This window comes from Methylobacterium sp. Leaf118, assembly GCF_920984675.1.
Lineage (GTDB): Bacteria > Pseudomonadota > Alphaproteobacteria > Rhizobiales > Beijerinckiaceae > Methylobacterium.
On sequence record NZ_CAKLBV010000005.1, the window covers coordinates 96,239 to 112,168 of the forward strand.

The 15,930-nt window shown below is 70.5% G+C and carries 15 protein-coding genes; 7 read left to right on the top strand and 8 right to left on the bottom strand.

Annotated elements, in window-relative coordinates:
• Window positions 1-39 precede the first annotated feature (39 nt).
• The 5 genes from LW587_RS03870 to LW587_RS03890 all read right to left on the bottom strand — a co-directional run bounded on the left by LW587_RS03870 (window position 40) and on the right by LW587_RS03890 (window position 7,172).
• Entirely contained in the window at window positions 40-1,983 is a 1,944-nt protein-coding gene (locus LW587_RS03870) for a PAS domain S-box protein (RefSeq protein WP_232628279.1), read from the bottom strand.
• Window positions 1,980-2,768, bottom strand: coding sequence for an alpha/beta fold hydrolase (locus tag LW587_RS03875; protein ID WP_232628280.1), 789 nt, complete (start codon window positions 2,766-2,768; stop codon window positions 1,980-1,982). The genes LW587_RS03870 and LW587_RS03875 overlap by 4 nt, the downstream gene beginning before the upstream one ends.
• 117 nt (window positions 2,769-2,885) lie before the next feature.
• A complete protein-coding gene (gene pdeM / locus LW587_RS03880; RefSeq protein WP_232628281.1) occupies window positions 2,886-3,599 on the bottom strand; it encodes a ligase-associated DNA damage response endonuclease PdeM in 714 nt (237 codons plus the stop codon).
• A 42-nt stretch (window positions 3,600-3,641) separates the two neighbouring features.
• Complete coding sequence (locus tag LW587_RS03885; protein WP_232628282.1) at window positions 3,642-6,170, bottom strand: ligase-associated DNA damage response DEXH box helicase; 2,529 nt, start codon at window positions 6,168-6,170, stop codon at window positions 3,642-3,644.
• A gap of 39 nt (window positions 6,171-6,209) precedes the next feature.
• A complete protein-coding gene (locus LW587_RS03890) occupies window positions 6,210-7,172 on the bottom strand; it encodes an alpha/beta hydrolase (protein ID WP_232628283.1) in 963 nt (320 codons plus the stop codon).
• Window positions 7,173-7,344: 172 nt separating this feature from the next.
• Here LW587_RS03890 and LW587_RS03895 point away from each other — a divergent pair, with 172 nt between their 5' ends.
• The 5 genes from LW587_RS03895 (at window position 7,345) to LW587_RS03915 (ending at window position 11,776) form a co-directional block, all read left to right on the top strand.
• On the top strand, window positions 7,345-7,698 hold the full coding sequence (locus LW587_RS03895; protein ID WP_232628284.1) for a DUF6460 domain-containing protein: 354 nt from the start codon (window positions 7,345-7,347) through the stop codon (window positions 7,696-7,698).
• Between the two features lie 205 nt (window positions 7,699-7,903).
• Window positions 7,904-9,304, top strand: a complete 1,401-nt coding sequence (locus LW587_RS03900) for a heterodisulfide reductase-related iron-sulfur binding cluster (RefSeq protein ID WP_232628285.1) — start codon at window positions 7,904-7,906, stop codon at window positions 9,302-9,304.
• A 111-nt stretch (window positions 9,305-9,415) separates the two neighbouring features.
• Window positions 9,416-9,802: a response regulator gene (locus LW587_RS03905; RefSeq protein WP_232628286.1), complete on the top strand. Its 387-nt coding sequence runs from the start codon at window positions 9,416-9,418 to the stop codon at window positions 9,800-9,802.
• Window positions 9,803-9,928: 126 nt separating this feature from the next.
• Window positions 9,929-11,224 carry an O-acetylhomoserine aminocarboxypropyltransferase/cysteine synthase family protein gene (locus LW587_RS03910; RefSeq protein ID WP_232628287.1) on the top strand — a complete coding sequence of 432 codons (1,296 nt, stop codon included), beginning with the start codon at window positions 9,929-9,931 and terminating at the stop codon, window positions 11,222-11,224.
• A gap of 6 nt (window positions 11,225-11,230) precedes the next feature.
• Window positions 11,231-11,776 carry a L,D-transpeptidase family protein gene (locus LW587_RS03915; protein WP_232628288.1) on the top strand — a complete coding sequence of 182 codons (546 nt, stop codon included), beginning with the start codon at window positions 11,231-11,233 and terminating at the stop codon, window positions 11,774-11,776.
• Between the two features lie 73 nt (window positions 11,777-11,849).
• On the opposite strand, the gene LW587_RS03920 is transcribed toward LW587_RS03915, so the two are convergent.
• A complete protein-coding gene (locus LW587_RS03920) occupies window positions 11,850-12,725 on the bottom strand; it encodes a hypothetical protein (protein WP_232628289.1) in 876 nt (291 codons plus the stop codon).
• Window positions 12,726-13,008: 283 nt separating this feature from the next.
• Here LW587_RS03920 and LW587_RS03925 point away from each other — a divergent pair, with 283 nt between their 5' ends.
• Window positions 13,009-14,022, top strand: a complete 1,014-nt coding sequence (locus LW587_RS03925) for a zinc-dependent alcohol dehydrogenase family protein (protein ID WP_232628290.1) — start codon at window positions 13,009-13,011, stop codon at window positions 14,020-14,022.
• A gap of 14 nt (window positions 14,023-14,036) precedes the next feature.
• Window positions 14,037-14,387, top strand: a complete 351-nt coding sequence (locus tag LW587_RS03930; protein WP_232628291.1) for a hypothetical protein — start codon at window positions 14,037-14,039, stop codon at window positions 14,385-14,387.
• 43 nt (window positions 14,388-14,430) lie between these two features.
• Here the strand turns inward: LW587_RS03930 and LW587_RS03935 are convergent, their stop codons facing one another.
• Entirely contained in the window at window positions 14,431-15,165 is a 735-nt protein-coding gene (locus LW587_RS03935) for an RNA methyltransferase (RefSeq protein WP_232628292.1), read from the bottom strand.
• A 55-nt stretch (window positions 15,166-15,220) separates the two neighbouring features.
• Window positions 15,221-15,769: a formaldehyde-activating enzyme gene (locus LW587_RS03940; RefSeq protein WP_003597938.1), complete on the bottom strand. Its 549-nt coding sequence runs from the start codon at window positions 15,767-15,769 to the stop codon at window positions 15,221-15,223.
• Window positions 15,770-15,930 lie beyond the last annotated feature (161 nt).

The window sequence follows — 15,930 nt, forward strand, 5'->3', positions numbered from 1 at the left end:
GCGGCGCAGGACCCGAGAGCGGCGTTCCCGGCCTTCGGATTACGATCGGCGCGGCGCCATCCGGCCGAGGATGCGTCCGAGCTGGTCGGCCGAGTAGGGCTTGTGCAGCACCTCGAAGCCGCCGGCCCCGTCCTGCGCCAGCACGTGGCTGTAGCCGGAGGCGAGGAGCACCGGCAGCCCCGGCATGCGAGACCGCAGGATCCTTGCCAGGGCGATGCCGCCCATGCCGGGCATCATCACGTCGGAGAACACGACGTCGAAGCCGGCGCCGTCGTCGCCGAGCGTCTCCAACGCGTCCTCGGCATTGGCCGACCACGTCGTCCGATAGCCGAAATCCTCGAGGATCTGGGTGGCGAAGCGCCCGACCTCGATATTGTCCTCCACCACCAGCACCCGCTGGCCGTCGCCGGTGGGGAAGCCCTCGTCCTTGCACTCCGGCACCGGCTCCTCGCCCGCACCGCCCTGGAGCATCGGCAGGTAGAGGCGGAAGGTCGTGCCCCGGCCGACTTCGCTCTCGACCGCGACATCGCCACCCGATTGCTTGGCGAAGCCGAACACCTGACTGAGCCCGAGCCCCGTGCCCTTGCCGATCTCCTTCGTCGTGAAGAACGGCTCGAAAATCCGGTCGATCTGCTCGGGGGCGATGCCGCCGCCGGTGTCGGTGAGCGAGACGCTGGCGAAGGGTCCGGGGGCCGCGGCATGCCCGCGGATGGGCGGAAGGGTCCCGGCGCGCTCCAGGCGGAGGGTCAGGACGCCCTGGCCGTCCATGGCGTCGCGGGCATTGACCGCCATGTTGACGAGCGCCGTCTCGAACTGGCTGACATCGGCCCGCACCCGACAGGGCGCGTCCGGGATCTCGGCCACGACGCGGATCCGCGCACCGGTGACGGTGTCCAGCATTTCCCCGACGCTGCGCAGCCGCTCGCCGACATCGAAGGCCTCGGGATTCAGCGCCTGGCGCCGGGCGAAGGCGAGGAGCTGGCCGGTGAGCTTGGCGGCCCGGTCGACGGTGTCGGACACCGCGTCCATGTAGCGGCGGCGGCGCTCTTCCGGCAGGTCGGGCCGACGCAGGAAGTCGACGGAGGAGCGGATGATGGTGAGCAGGTTGTTGAAGTCGTGGGCGACGCCTCCGGTGAGCTGGCCCACCGCTTCCAGCTTCTGCGACTGGCGCAGGGCTTCCTCCGCGCGGGCCAGGGCCGCGGCCTGCTCGTGCTCGGCGGTGGTGTGCCGGCCGGTCGCGTAGACCTCGCCGTCCTCGAACGCCCCCGTCCACGAGAAGCGCCGATACGAGCCGTCGGCGTGCCGCAGGCGAAATTCGTGCGGGGTCACCAGGGGCGCCGTCACGATACCGGCGAAGGCGGCCTTCGTGGCCGCGACGTCCTCCGGATGCGTGAAGTCGAAGACACTGCGCCCGATGAGATCGGGCGCCTCCCGGCCGAGCAGGCCGGCCCAGGCGGCGTTCACCGATCTGAGGCATCCCTCGGTATCGGCGACGACGAGAAGGTCGGGCGAGAGGCGCCAGGCACGGTGGAGCGCGCGGGTCCGCTCCGCCACGCGCGCCTCGAGCGCCTGATTGAGGTCCCGCAACTGCCGCTCGTACCGCCGCCGCTCGGAGGCGTTGAAGACCGTGATCCGGATGAAGCGCGCGCTGCCGTCGCCATCCTTGCGCACCACGGCGTTGACCAGAACGGGCAGCACCGTGCCATCGGCCTTCAGCAGGTCGAGGGCGACCTCGTGGAAGAAGCCCTTGATGCGCAGCAGCGGCGCGAAATGGGTCTCGTAATAGACCTTGCCGGCGATCGTCAGGAGATCGAGGAAGCGGCGACCGACCAGGTCCCCCGATGCGTATCCGAGCCAGGTCGAGAGGGTGTGGTTGACCTTCGAGATCCGCCCGTTGGGCAGCGCGGAGGCATAGCCGCACGGCGCGTTCTCGAACAGATCCTCGAGGTCCTCGGTCTCCGGGCCCAGCGTCCGGCCGCTCAAAGGAACGCCTCGATGGCCGCGATGGTCTCCTTGGGGGCGGACAGGTTCGGGCAGTGCCCCGTCGTGTCGAGGATCGCCAGCGTGCTGTTCGGCAGATGGCGATGCATGTAGGCGCCGACTTCGGCGGGGGCGAGGATGTCCTCGGCGCACTGGATGACGAGGCACCGGGCCTGCACGTCGGCGAGGTCCGCCCGGTTGTCGGAGAGGAAGGTGGTCCGGGCGAAGCGCTTGGCGATGGCCGGATCCATGCGGCAGAAGCTGTCGGTCAGCTCCTCGCCGAGTTCAGGGCGATCCGCATGGGCCATGATGGCCGGCGCCATCGCCTGCGACCAGCCGATTTGGTTGTCGTCGAGGAAGTCGAGCAGTTCCTCGACCTGTGCGGCGCTGAAGCCGCCGACATAGTCGGTATCGTCGAGATAGCGCGGGGACGGACAGATCAGGATCAGGCTCTCGAACAGCTCCGGGGCCTTCTTGTAGGCCAGGATGCCGATCATGGCGCTGACCGAATGGCCGACGAAGACGCCGCCGGTCACGGACACGGCCCGACAGATCGCGACCACGTCGTCGGCATAGCCGTCGAGCACGGCGTATCGCACGGCGTCGAACGCCGCCGGGTCGGAGCCCCCGGCGCCGATATGGTCGAACAGGACCGTCCGGTATCGGTCCTCGAAGGCGGGAGCCACGAAGCGCCACATGTTCTGATCGCAGCCGAAGCCGTGCGCGAAGACCATCGCGGTCCCAGCGCTCCCTGCCACCTTGACGTTGTGCCGCCGAACGATCGACACGCTCCGACTCCCGAACGGGAGCGATCTAGCATCGATTCCCGTGTCCCGCCCCAACCGTTTACCGTCTTCGACACCCGCCCCGGCATGGGTCGCCCCCCTATTCCGGGGCGCTCGACGCTACGCCTTGCCCAGCATGGCTCGGCCGATGGCGAAGACTCGACCGTCACCGAGGAGATAGGCGGTGAAACCGTCGGGAAACAGCGGTTCGAAGACGGCATCCCGCACGTTGAGCCCGCCCGTATAAGCGCCGAAGGCCGGCATCACGAGGCGGCGGCCGTCGCCGATGAAGCAGCGGCGCCGCACCGAGCGCCCGCGCATGCTGACCTTGCCGCACGGATGCAGATGGCCCGCGACCTCGCCCGCCTCGGCCCCGGGCCGCGGTTCGTGGCGCAGGGTGAGGCCGCCGAGGGCGAGGGTCTCGCAATAGCGCCCGCCGACGCCCTCGCTCACCGCGGCGTCGTGGTTGCCGGCGATCCAGACCCAGTCGCGCCCCTCTTGCAGGGCGGCCACCATGGCCCGGTCGCCGGGCTCCATCCGCTCGGGCCCGCGGGCGTCGTGGAAGGAATCGCCGAGGGCGACGACGCAGGCGGGATCGAGCCGCTGGATGACCTCGTGCAGAAGGCTCAGGGTCTCGCGGGTGTCGTAGGGCGGCAGGAACTGGCCCGAGCGGGCGGCATAGGCCGAGCCCTTCTCCAGGTGGAGGTCCGACACGACCAGGGTGCGGTGCCCCGGGAGCCAGAGCGCGCCGGTGCGATCGAGGCTCAGCGCCTCGCCGGCCAGCGACAGGTCGGTGCCTTTCACGGTCTTCTCGAGTCGGCTGGCCAGTGCCAAGGTCGCATCCTCATCGGGGCATGGAGGGGACGACCCGCCACCTCAAGCCAGCGCCTCTTCGAGCAACGCGGCTTCGGCCTCCGCCAGAATCTCGTCGGCCCCCTCCCCGTAGACCCGCTCGCGCCCGATCTCGAGCATGACGGAAACGGAGAGGGGCGAGACACGGTCGAGTGACCTGTGGATGATTCGCCCCCGGATGCGCCTCAGCATCATGCCGAGCCGGGTCACGTCGAGGAGTCCCGTTGCCGCATCCTGGCGCGCGGCCCGCAGGAGCAGGTGGTCGGGCTGGTGGCGGCGCAGCACGTCGTAGATCAGATCGGTCGAGATCGTGACCTGCCGCCCGGTCTTCTTCTGGCCGGGAAAGCGCCGCTCGATCAGCCCGGCGATCACCGCGCATTGCCGGAAGGTGCGCTTCATCATCGCCGATTCGTCGAGCCACGCCTCGAGGTCGTCGCCGAGCATGTCCTCGTCGAACAACGCCTCGACGAAGCCCGGGGCGAGGGCGGCGCGCTCGCCGACGTCCCGCGTGCCCCAGATTGCGATGCCGTAATCGTTGGCGGCAAAGCCCAGGGGCCGCAGCCCGGCCCGCTCGAGGCGCCGGGTGAGGAGCATCCCCAGGGTCTGGTGGGCGAGCCGCCCCTCGAACGGGAAGGCGGTGAGATAGTGGCGTCCCGCCCTCGGAAAGGTCTCGACCAGCAGGTCGCGCTCGCCCGGCAGCACCGAGTGGCGGCGCTGCTGGGCGAGGTATTCGGAGAGCTGGCGGGGCAGCCGGTCCCATTCGAACGGGTCGGCGATGATCGCCCGCACCCGCGCGGCGAGGAAGGTCGAGAGCGGGAACTTCGAGCCGGCATAGGACGGGATGGCCGGATCGGTGCCGGGCCCGGCCCGGGTGACCAAGCATTCGTCCTCGGCCAGCCCCTCGAAGCGCAGCACCTCACCGGCGAACAGGAAGGTGTCGCCCGGCGTCAGCGTTTCACAGAAATCCTCCTCGATCTCGCCGAGCACCCGGCCGCCCCGCGGCAGCACGGTGCCGGGTTTCCCGCGCAGCTGGCGGCCGAGCCGCACCTTGACGTGGGTCGATTCGATGATGGTGCCGATGTTCATGCGGTATTGCTGCGCCACCCGCGCATCGCGCACCCGCCATTTCCCATCGGCTCCTCGGAGGATCTTGGCGAAGCGCTCGTAGGCGCGCAGCGCGTATCCGCCGGTCGCCACGTAATCGACGACCGCCTCGAAATCCTCCCAGGACAGGGTCGCGTAGGGCGCGGCGGAGACGATCTCCGCATAGAGGTCCGGCGGATCGAACGCGTCGGCGCAGGCCATGCCGAGGATGTGCTGGGCCAGCACGTCCGGGGCACCGATCCGGGCGTCGGGGGTGTCCTGGGCCGCCTCCTCCACCGCGTCGAGGGCGGCGCGGCATTCCAGCATCTCGAAGCGGTTGCCCGGCACCAGATAGGCCTTCGACGGCTCGTCCATCCGGTGGTTGGCCCGGCCGATCCGCTGCATGATCCGGCTCGCCCCCTTCGGCGCCCCGACATTGACCACGAGATCGACGTCGCCCCAGTCGATGCCGAGATCCAGCGTGGCCGTGCAGACGATGGCCCGCAGCTGCCCCGCCGCCATCGCGGCCTCGACCCGTCGGCGCTGCGAGGCGTCGAGCGAGCCGTGATGGAGGGCGATCGGCAGGGTGTCGTCGTTGAGCCGCCACAGCTCCTGGAAGGTGTATTCGGCCTGGAGCCGGGTGTTGACGAAGACCAGCACCGTGCGGTGCTGACGGATCAGCGCGTAGATCGCCGGCATCGCGTGCCGGGCGGTGTGCCCGGCGAGCGGGAGCGTCCGGCCGATATCGAGCATGCGCAGCTCGGGCCGCGCGCCGCCGGTCGCGACGACGAGATCGGCCAAGTCGGGGAGCGGCACGGGGAGCGGCGTCCCGTCCGCCTCTGCGGAGGGCGGCGGCGTCTGCGCCACCAGGTACTGTCGCAACGCGTCCGGCTCGCGCACCGTCGCCGACAGCCCGATGGCGCGGGCCTCCGGCGCCAGACGCCGCAGCCGGGCGAGGGCCAGCGAGAGGAGGTCGCCGCGCTTCGAGGTGACGAGGGCGTGCAGCTCGTCGAGCACCACGGTCCGGAGACCGGCGAAGAAGCTCTCGGCCTCCCGGTGGGCGAGCAGCAGCGAGAGCTGTTCGGGCGTCGTCAGCAGGATGTCCGGCGGGCGCTGGATCTGGCGGGCGCGCTTGTGGGCGGGCGTGTCGCCGGTGCGGGTCTCGACCGTGACCGGCAGCCCCATCCCCTGGATCGGCGCTTCGAGGTTGCGGGCGATGTCGACGGCGAGCGCCTTCAGCGGCGAGACGTAGAGCGTGTGGAGGCCCCGCTTGCCGGGCGGCGTCGCGGCGAGTTCGACAAGGCTCGGGAGGAAGCCCGCCAGGGTCTTGCCGGCCCCCGTCGGCGCCACGAGAAGCGCCGAGCGCCCGGCCTGCACCGTGGCCATCAGGGCGAGCTGGTGCGGGCGCGGTGACCAGCCGCGGGCGGCGAACCAGTCGGCGAAGGGTCTCGGGAGGTCGGAGGACGGCACGCCCCTCAGGTAACGGGCCCGGAGCGGCCCGTCACCGTGTCACGCCAGCGCCATCAGGAAGCGGTCGATGAGCTCCAAGGCCCGCTCGGTCATGGCCCCGGGATAGCGCACGAAGATGTGGCAGCCACCGGGATAGACCGCAGTGTGGCCGCCATTGCCCGCCGCCGCCCAGCGTGCGGCCATGTAGAGGGTGTCATCCAGGAGCGGGTCGGCGGTGCCGATGGTGAAGAGCGCCGGGGGCAGGCCCTTGAGATCGGCGTAGAGCGGCGAGACGTCGGGACGGCGGCGGTCGATCCCGTCGCGCACGTAGTCGTCGGCGAAGCGCTTGAGATCCGTCGTGTTCACGACGAGCCGCTCCTCACCCCAGAGACGCACGCTCGGGGTCAGGCCGAGATCGTAGAAGCCGGCGTTCAGGTTGGCCCCGCGGAAGGCGCGGATCAGGTCGTGCCGGTCACGCAGGCGGAGCAGCACCATCACGGCGAGATGGGCGCCGACCGACTCGCCGCCGATGGTCAGCGCCGCGACGCCGAGTTCCGCCCGGCCGGGGCCGGCGAGCCAGACGGCGGCCGCCTCGCAATCCTCCAGCGCGGCCGGGTAAGGATGCTCGGGCGCGAGCCGGTACTCGACGGAAAGACAGACGAAGCCGCAGGCATCGGCGATGCGCTCGAGCCAGGGATCCTGCTCGTCGGCCGCGCCCCAGACCCAGCCGCCGCGGTGGATGTGCAGGTAGGCCCCCCGCGGCTTGCCGGCGAAGCGCCCTTGCGGCCGGATCACCCGAAGGGTCAGCGGTCCGCCGGGGCCGTCGATCGTCAGGATCTCGGCCCGGGCGCTGCGCGGCATCGCGGGCGACGCCTTTGTGCCCTCCCGCCGGCGCGCGCGCACCTCCGCGATCGGCAGCGTCCAGGGATCGGCCTGCGCGGCATGGGCGGCGATGATCTCGGCGTTGAGCGCCTTGGTCTCGGCGTCGATCGTCGCCGGATCGAACAAAGCGTGGTCGATCATAGCCTTCCCGGGGATGCGCGTGGATGCAGCCCGCCATCTTGAGCGGAATGGGTTCGGATGCCATGTGGCGGGGGCCGCGATACCGCCCAACTCCTGCCGGCTTGAGGCGGTTTCAAACGAGTTGTGGCGGGCGGGCAACGTTCCGGCGGCGGCGCGAAGGATTGAGCACGGTATGATCGGCGACCACGACCCGCGGCGGCGCGCCCCCCTCGATCACGGCGCCTATGCCGATCCGCGCGCCGGCACCCAGCATCGGCGCTCCGCCCTGAACCGCTTCCTCGGCGGATCGCCCGCCGCGGTGGTGGTGAAACTCCTGTTCCTGTCGGTCCTCGTCGGCGCCGTGATGGCGATGTTCGGCCTGACGCCGGGGCTGCTGTTCTGGCAGGTCTACGACGTCGCCCGGAACCTGATCGACCTCGGGATGGAGACCTTCCACGATTTCGGCCGCTGGATCCTGGCCGGCGCCCTCGTGGTGGTGCCGATCTGGTTCGTCGCCCGGCTGCTCACGGTCTCCCGGGAGCGCTGACCGCCGGAGCCGCGCCCCATCCTGGTGAGCCGTGCCCACGGCTCTCGGCCTCTATCGTGACGCGCTCGCATCAGCCGAGCCGGCCTGCCCATCGGCGGAGGCGTCCTCACCCGGCCGGCGGACCAATCGCCGCTCCCGATTGCCTCGTGATCGAGAGCGGTTCTAAGAAGCACGGACAAGAAAGAAGAAATCCGAGGACGGCGCCGTGCAGACCAGCTTCTCTCCCGCGCAGCTCGCCGATCCCGCCATGGCGGCCTCGGAGAAGATTCTGCGCACCTGCGTGCATTGCGGCTTCTGCACCGCGACCTGCCCGACCTACCTGCTTCTCGGCGACGAGCTCGATTCACCGCGGGGGCGGATCTACCTCATCAAGGACATGCTGGAGGGCGGCAAGCCGGCCAGCCGCGAGGTGGTCAAGCATGTCGACCGCTGCCTCTCGTGCCTGTCTTGCATGACGACCTGCCCGTCGGGGGTGCACTACATGCACCTCGTCGATCACGCCCGCACGCATATCGAGAAGACCTACCGTCGCCCCCTCTCGGACCGGTTGCTGCGGTCGGTGCTGGCCCTGGTCCTTCCCTATCCCAACCGCTTCCGCCTCGCGCTGCTCGCCGCCAAGATCGGCGCACCGCTCCGGCCGCTCGCCGCGCGGGTGCCGCGGGTCGGCAACCGGCTGGCCGCGATGCTCGACCTCGCGCCGCCGCAGCTTCCCAACCGTAATCCGACCGACCGGCCCGGCGTCTTCCCCGCCGACACCTCGGCCCAGGAGATCAGCGACCTGTTCCAGACCGGCCGCGACGCCGGGCCGGGACGGCGACGCGGTCGCGTCGCCCTGCTGCGCGGCTGCGCCCAGAGCGTGCTGCGGCCCGACTTCAACGAGGCGGCGATCCGCCTCCTGACCCGCCACGGCATCGAGGTGGTGCAGCCGAAGGGCGAGGGTTGCTGCGGTGCACTCACCCATCACATGGGCAAGGAAGACTCCGCCCGTGCCCATGCCAAGCGGACCATCGACGCCTGGATCGCCGAGATCGACGGCGAGGGGCTCGACGCCATCGTGGTGACCGCCTCGGGCTGCGGCACGACGATCAAGGATTACGGCTTCATGTTCCGCGACGACCCGGCCTATGCCGAGAAGGCGGCGCGGGTCTCGGGGCTCGCCCGGGACGTGACCGAGTACGTCACGCAGATCGGCCTCCTGCCCCCCGTGGCGGAGACCGACCTCGTCGTCGCCTACCACTCCGCCTGCTCGATGCAGCATGGCCAGGCGATCCGCACGGAGCCGAAAACACTTCTGAAGCAGGCGGGCTTCACCGTGAAGGACGTGCCCGAAGGCCATATCTGCTGCGGCTCGGCGGGGACCTACAACATCCTCCAGCCCGAGATCGCCGGTCGCCTGCGGGCCCGCAAGGTCGCCAATATCGAGCGGATGCGGCCCGACGTCATCGCCACCGGAAACATCGGCTGCGCCACGCAGATCGGGAAGGGAACCGACATCCCGATCCTGCACACGGTCGAGCTGCTCGACTGGGCGACCGGGGGCCCGCGGCCGGAGGCCCTGGAGGGGGTGATCGCGGCCGCCGCGGCACCGCAGCGGCGGCTCGCGTGAGCCTTGCGCGCCCTGCGCTCTTCCACCGCTCCTGGTGGAGGTTTCCTTGACCTCGCTGCAGGTGCGAATTAGGCCGCAACCAGCCCCGGCCCGAGATCGTTTGCATCGCTGATGACAGAAGAACCCGCAGAGCCGCCCGTGGTCCTCCTCGTCGAAGACGACGGTCTGCTGCTGATGGAAGCCTCGGACACGCTGGCCGAGGCCGGGTTCAGCGTCCTAGAAGCCTCCCACGCCGACCGGGCGCTCGACGTCCTAGAAGGCCGTCCCGACGTCGAGGTGCTGATGACCGACGTCGACATGCCGATGGGCTCGATGGACGGTTTCGCGCTCGCCCGCCTCGTCGCCCACCGCTGGCCGAAGATCCCCGTCCTGATCGTCTCCGGCATGGGCACGCCCGGCCCCGGCGACATGCCCGAGGGCGCCCGCTTCATCCCGAAGCCCTACGCACCGAGCATGCTGGTGCGCACCCTCAAGGCCTGTCTCCGGCGCGCCGCCTGAGGGTTCGGGACGTCTCGGAGCGACGCCCTCCGCCGGCGGGGTCCCCCTGTCGGCGGCTCCGGGGTATCGCGAAAAAACGTTTCGCGGCAGAAGAGCCGCCGAGACGCGCGAATGTCAGGTCGATCCATGAGTGCCGAGCCCAAACCCTTCCGACTCGCCACGCAGGCGGTCCATGCGGGCGCCGCCCCGGACCCGGCCACGGGTGCGCGGGTGCAGCCGATCTACTTCACGAACGGCTTCGTGTTCGACTCGACGGAGCAGGCGGCCGACATCTTCGCCATGCGCAAGACCGGCTTCTCGTACTCGCGGGGCTCGAACCCGACGGTCGCCGCCCTGGAGCGCCGCGTCGCCGCGCTGGAAGGCGCCAAGGCGGCGGTGGCGGTCTCGTCGGGCCAGTCGGCCGTGCTCCTCGTGATGATGACGCTGATGCAGTCGGGCGATGCCTATGTCGCCTCGCCGCGGCTGTTCGGCGGCTCCCTCGGGCTGATGCGCCGCCTCGACGGGCGCTACGACCTCAAGCCGCATTTCGCCGCCGACCTCACGCCGGAGGCCTTCGAGGCCGCGATCACGCCCGAGACGAAGGCGATCATCTGCGAGTCGATCGTCAACCCCTGCGCCACCGTGATGGACCTCGAGGGGATCGCCGCGGTCGCCAAGCGGCACGGCCTGCCGCTCGTGGTCGACAACACCCTCGCCTCGCCCGCCCTGATCCGGCCGATCGCGTACGGCGCCGACATCGTCGTGCATTCGACCTCGAAGTTTCTCGGGGGCTCGGGCCAGGTCATCGGCGGCATGATCTGCGACGCCGGCACCTTCGACTGGGCCTCGAAGGGCTCGCGCTACAACCTGATCAACGATCCCTGGCCGGATTACGACGACCTGATCGTCAGCGATCGCTTTCCCGAGACCCCCTTCGCCGTCGCCTGCCGCCTGTTCGGCCTGCGCGACCTCGGCCCCGGCCTCTCGCCGATGAACGCGTTCCTGACGCTCACCGGGATCGAGACCCTGCCGCTGCGCATGGCGCGCCACTGCGCCAACGCCCGGACGATCGCAGCGTACCTGCAGGCCCATCCGGCGGTCGCCTGGGTGAGCTATCCGGCCCTGCCCGGTCAGCCCGGCGAGGCCCTGGCCAAGCGCTACGTGCCGCAGGGGCCGGGCTCGATCTTCACCTTCGCGCTCAAGGGGGGCGAGCCGGCCGCGCTCGCCTTCATCGCCGCCCTCGAACTCGTCTCCCACCTCGTCAACATCGGCGAGATCAAGTCGCTGGCGATCCACCCCGCCACCACCACGCACCGGCAGCTCCGCCCCGAGGAGCGGGAGGCCGCCTGTGTCGGCCCGGAGACCGTGCGCCTCTCGATCGGCCTGGAGGATCCCGAGGATCTGATCGCCGACCTTGAGCAGGCTCTGGCGAAGGTCGGCTGAGCGCCGATGGGCCGGCGGCGCGCCGCGCTCTGGCTTCTCGTCCTGGTCGGCCTCGGCGCGGCCGGGATCGTCGCCGCCGACGGTCTCCAGATCGGCCGGACCGAGCCGGCGCTCGTCGCCGCACCGGAGCGCGCCGACCGCGTCGTCGTCGAGAAAGGGGCCCGCCGCCTGACCCTGCTGCGGGAGGGCCGCGTGCTCGCGACCTATCCGGTCTCCCTCGGATTCACGCCTTTGGGCCACAAGACCCGCGCGGGTGACGGGCGGACCCCGGAGGGGACCTACGCCATCGCCTACCGCAACCCGAAGAGCGTCGCGCACCTCTCGCTCAAGGTCTCCTATCCCTCCCCGGCCGACGAGGCCGCCGCCCGATCCCGCGGCGAGCCGCCCGGCGGCGACATCATGATCCACGGGTTGATGCGCGGGTTCTCCTGGGTCGGCCCGCTCCACCGCATGATGGACTGGACGCAGGGCTGCGTCGGCGTGACCAACGCCGAGATGCGCGCGATCTACGCCCGCGTCGATGTCGGCACGCCGATCGAGATCCGGCCCTAGAACGCCGGTTCGGCGGCGCAGAGGGTCCCTGCGGGCCCGTGCCGTCACGGCGCGGCGTCCCGGGCAGGGCTTCTCAGAAATGGGTGCCGATTCTCAGGCGCACCTGATGCCGGTCGAAATTGGTGAGGTCGCGATCCTCGCCCCTGCGGGCCTCGCTGCCCGAGACCTGCGTCCCCCAGGTGACCGAGATCCAGGTCGCCTCGGTCAGTTCCTTGTAGACCGTCGGCCCGAGATAGACCGCCTGCCCCGCGAAGCGGTCGAGCCCGAGCCCGTGATAGGCGCGCAGGTAACGCGCCTCCAGGCCGAGGAAGAGGCCGGGTCCGAAGCGCCGCGCGACGGCGCCGGAGACCTCGACATTCGAGGCTCTCTGGTCGGAATTTCCTCCGTCGAGCCGGGACCGGCCCAGGGCGTAGACGACGTTGACCGCGCCCACGACCTCGCCCGGCACGATCTCCCGGTCCATCAGGAGACCGGCCTCGACCGAGACGCCGCGGGCCCCGAGACCGGTCGCGGCGTCGAGGCGGCTCCCGCCGATCACCGTGTTGAGGGTCAGGCCGAACGGCGCCTCCTCCCGCGTCAGCAGCCGCGCCCGCGTCTCGACGAAGCCGCCCGCCAGCGCGGCGACCGACCGGTCGTCGAGTCCCGGCACGTCCCGCATCGCGTAGCCCGCGAAGGCGAGGCCGGGGGCGACGCGGAAGCGGTCGCTCAACGGAAGCTTGAGCACGAGGGCGCTGTCGACGGCGCGGAACGACCCGCCGCGTTTGCCGAGCCGGGCCGTGGTTTCCGATTCGAGCTCCTTCTCCGGCGGGGCGCCGAGATCCGAGCCCTCGGTGAAGCCGAACAGGTGCTCGGTGTCGACGCCGTGATCGGACGATCGGGCCGGGGACGCGAGGGCAGACGCGGCAAGGAAAGCCGCGAGGCTGGCGAGCCGGAGGGAGGGGCGCTTCACAGGAGGGACTCGCGTCGAACATTATGCATGATGCTATAACTGATAGATCTTGCGCAGACATACAGTCAAGGCTGATCCACAGGTCGATCAGGAGGTGCCCCGTCGCTCCGTTGGCCGGCGGGGTGATCCGTTCGAGGCTTGGCCCGACGAGCTTCGGGAGACCGGCCTCCATCGCGGCGGCGCGGCGGCATCCACCGCCTCCCTCGGGAAACGCGGCGGAAGCGGTCGCCTTCGGGCGTCCCTCTCCCATATGCGCTCCCGATCGAATCGCGGAGTGAGCCCCATGCGCGCCTACGAGATGTCCGCCGCCGCCGGCCTCGGCAGCTGGACTCTGGCCCAGCGCCCGACGCCGGAGCCGGGCCGCGGGCAGGTTCTCGTGCGGTTGCGGGCCGCCTCCCTGAATTACCGCGACCTGCTGATCGCGCAGGGCCACTACCCCTTCGCGGTCCATCTCGACCGGCTGATCCCGGTCTCCGACGGCGCCGGCGAGGTCGTGGCGGTCGGACCCGGCGTGCGTCGCTTCCGGGGCGGAGAGCGCGTCGCCGGCATCTTCTCGCAGAGTTGGCTCGGCGGGGCGCAGGTGGCCGACATGTGGCAGACGGCGCTCGGCGGTGCCATCGACGGCGTGCTGGCCGAGTATCAGCTCTTCGACGAGGACGGTCTCGTCACGCTTCCCGACGGGCTGAGCTTCGAGGAGGGGGCTACCCTCCCCTGCGCGGCGGTGACCGCTTGGAACGCCCTCTACGGCCTGAAGCCGCTCAGGGCCGGCGAGACCGTGCTGACGCTCGGCACCGGCGGCGTCTCGATCTTCGCCATCCAGTTCGCCCGCGCCGCGGGGGCTCGGGTCATCGCGACCTCATCGAGCGACGCCAAGCTGGAGAAAGCCCGCGCGCTCGGCGCTCACGACACCATCAACTATCGCACGCATCCGGATTGGGAGCGCGAAGTGCGCCGGCTGACCGATGGCGTCGGCGTCGACCACGTGGTGGAGGTCGGCGGCACCGGCACCCTTCCCCGCTCCATCGCCGCGACCCGAGCCGGCGGCCAGATCGGGCTGATCGGCCTGCTCGCGCAGGGCGAGGCGATCGACCCGCTGGCCATCCTCGGTGCGAGTTGCATCGTGCGCGGGGTCGCCGTGGGGTCGCGGGAGATGTTCGAGGACATGAACCGGGCGATCGCCCTTCACCGGATCGCGCCGGTGATCGACGCGGTCCACGCCTTCGACGCGGCCCCAGCCGCCCTGGCGGCCTTGGCCGAGGCCGCGCATGTCGGCAAGATCGTGGTCCGGATCGGTTGAGCGAGGGGACGGATATGCGTCGCGCGGTCTTCCTGCTCCTTCTGGCGCCGCTTCTTCCGCCCTCGGTGTCCCGGGCGGGGGATGGAACGGAGGCGATCACGGTGCGGACCGAGTCGTTTCCCCGGCCGCCCTATTCCGGGGCGACCTACTACGTCTACCAGCAGGGGGACCGGACGATCTGCACCAAGCTCGCGGTCTGCAATAAGTTCGACCAATGCGAGACGAGCTACGTCCCGGGCGCCTTCCGCGCGCCCGAGGACACGGCGACGGGCATACCCTACGACACGACCCCGGCGGTGACGATCGCGGCATCCTCGCTCGCCAAGCATGTCTGCCTGACGCGGTTCGGGCTGGTGGCGCGGTAAGCCGTCCGGGCGCCGCGGTGAGCGACAAAGCCGGGGCGCGGGGCTACCCCGCGTCCGGCTTCGCGCGGCGGTTCAGCGCCCGCAGCGCCCCACGGAAGGTGCGCACGTCCTGCTCGGTCATCGCCATGCGGTGGAGCATGTCGCGCATGTTGCGCGCGATGATCTCGCGTTTCTCCGGCGGGTAGAAGCCGGCCTCGGCCAGGGTGTCCTCCAGGCTCGCAAACAGCGACAGCACCGCCTCCCGGGTCGCGGGCGGCGAGAGCATCTCGCCGGAGAAGCGCAAGGCGGCGAGCCCAGCGGCCCGGCGCCATTCGTAGCCCATCAGCAGCACCGCCTGGGCGAGGTTGAGCGAGGGAAATTCCTCCGTGACCGGAAAGGTCACGATGGCGTCGGCGAGCGACACCTCGTCGTTGGTGAGGCCGACCCGCTCCCGCCCGAACATGAGCCCGACCCGCTCGCCCCGGCCGATCCGCTCGGCGACGCCCGCGAGGGCGGGCTCGGGGGCCAGGACGCGCTTCATCTGGCCGCGTTCGCGGGCGGTGGTGGCGAGCAGATGGTGCAGGTCGCCGATCGCCGCGGGCACGGTGTCGTAGAGCCGGGCCCCGTCGAGGACATGGGTGGCGCCGGAGGCCGCCTCCCGCACGCCCTTCTTCGGCCAGCCGTTCTTGGGCGCCACGAGGCGCAATTCGGACAGGCCGAAATTCGCCATGGCGCGGGCGGTCATGCCGATGTTCTCGGCGAGCTGCGGTTCGACCAGGATGACGATGGGGGCGGTCATCTCACACTCGAGGTCGGGCGCCGCCAGCGAGGCCGGCAGCGCCCATGCCGGACAATCAGATCTTCCCGTCGAGGCCCATCTGGTAATACTTGTGGACGATCTTGTCTTGGTTCTCGAGAAGCCAGTCGATCGACGGCTCGTTGGTCATCGCCTTGCGGATCGCCTCGGTCATGCCCTTGCGCTGGATCTCGAACAGGGCCTTGTGATCGACGCTCTCGGCCTGGATCACGCCGGGGCTCAGCCAGACCGAGCAGATGATGCCCAGGTCGTTGGCCTTCTCCTTGGGGATGTAGCCGGCGCGCACGGCGTCGAGCACGCCGTTGGCGATGGCGTATTGCACCGTGCCCATCAGGATCGAGGTGTACTTGTTCTCGGTGACGCTGACCTTGGAGACGCACAGCGTCACCGGGCGCACCATGATGTCGGTGTTCAGCAGCGCGAAGACGCGGGAATGGCCGACGACCTGATCGCCGGTGAGCGTGGCGAGCGCGGTGCCGACCGGCCCGTCGAGTTCGCCGATGATCACTTCCGGTTCGGACGCGGTGTTGGGCGGGCCGCCCGCGACGAGGGCCTCGCCGGCGCGCAGGATGATGCGGTCGCTCATGATGTCTCCTCCCTGTTTCTGTTTTGGCGTGGAGGGCCGTCGCAGCCGGGACGGCGTTTGTCCAGAGCACGATGCGAATGGCGGCTCGGCTCTTGCTTGGGCTCGCGCCGGAGCGTGGCGTGGGCCCCGTGACAGATCGCGACGTCCGAAACCCGCTCCAG

What these genes read in the sequence shown, in the direction of transcription:
- LW587_RS03915 (WP_232628288.1), top strand. Translation starts at nt 11,231, where the DNA reads ATGGGCCGGCGGCGCGCCGCGCTCTGGCTTCTCGTCCTGGTCGGCCTC.
- LW587_RS03890 (WP_232628283.1), bottom strand. Translation starts at nt 7,172, where the DNA reads ATGATCGACCACGCTTTGTTCGATCCGGCGACGATCGACGCCGAGACC.
- LW587_RS03930 (WP_232628291.1), top strand. Translation starts at nt 14,037, where the DNA reads ATGCGTCGCGCGGTCTTCCTGCTCCTTCTGGCGCCGCTTCTTCCGCCC.
- LW587_RS03910 (WP_232628287.1), top strand. Translation starts at nt 9,929, where the DNA reads ATGAGTGCCGAGCCCAAACCCTTCCGACTCGCCACGCAGGCGGTCCAT.
- LW587_RS03940 (WP_003597938.1), bottom strand. Translation starts at nt 15,769, where the DNA reads ATGAGCGACCGCATCATCCTGCGCGCCGGCGAGGCCCTCGTCGCGGGC.
- LW587_RS03905 (WP_232628286.1), top strand. Translation starts at nt 9,416, where the DNA reads ATGACAGAAGAACCCGCAGAGCCGCCCGTGGTCCTCCTCGTCGAAGAC.
- LW587_RS03925 (WP_232628290.1), top strand. Translation starts at nt 13,009, where the DNA reads ATGCGCGCCTACGAGATGTCCGCCGCCGCCGGCCTCGGCAGCTGGACT.
- LW587_RS03935 (WP_232628292.1), bottom strand. Translation starts at nt 15,165, where the DNA reads ATGACCGCCCCCATCGTCATCCTGGTCGAACCGCAGCTCGCCGAGAAC.
- LW587_RS03895 (WP_232628284.1), top strand. Translation starts at nt 7,345, where the DNA reads ATGATCGGCGACCACGACCCGCGGCGGCGCGCCCCCCTCGATCACGGC.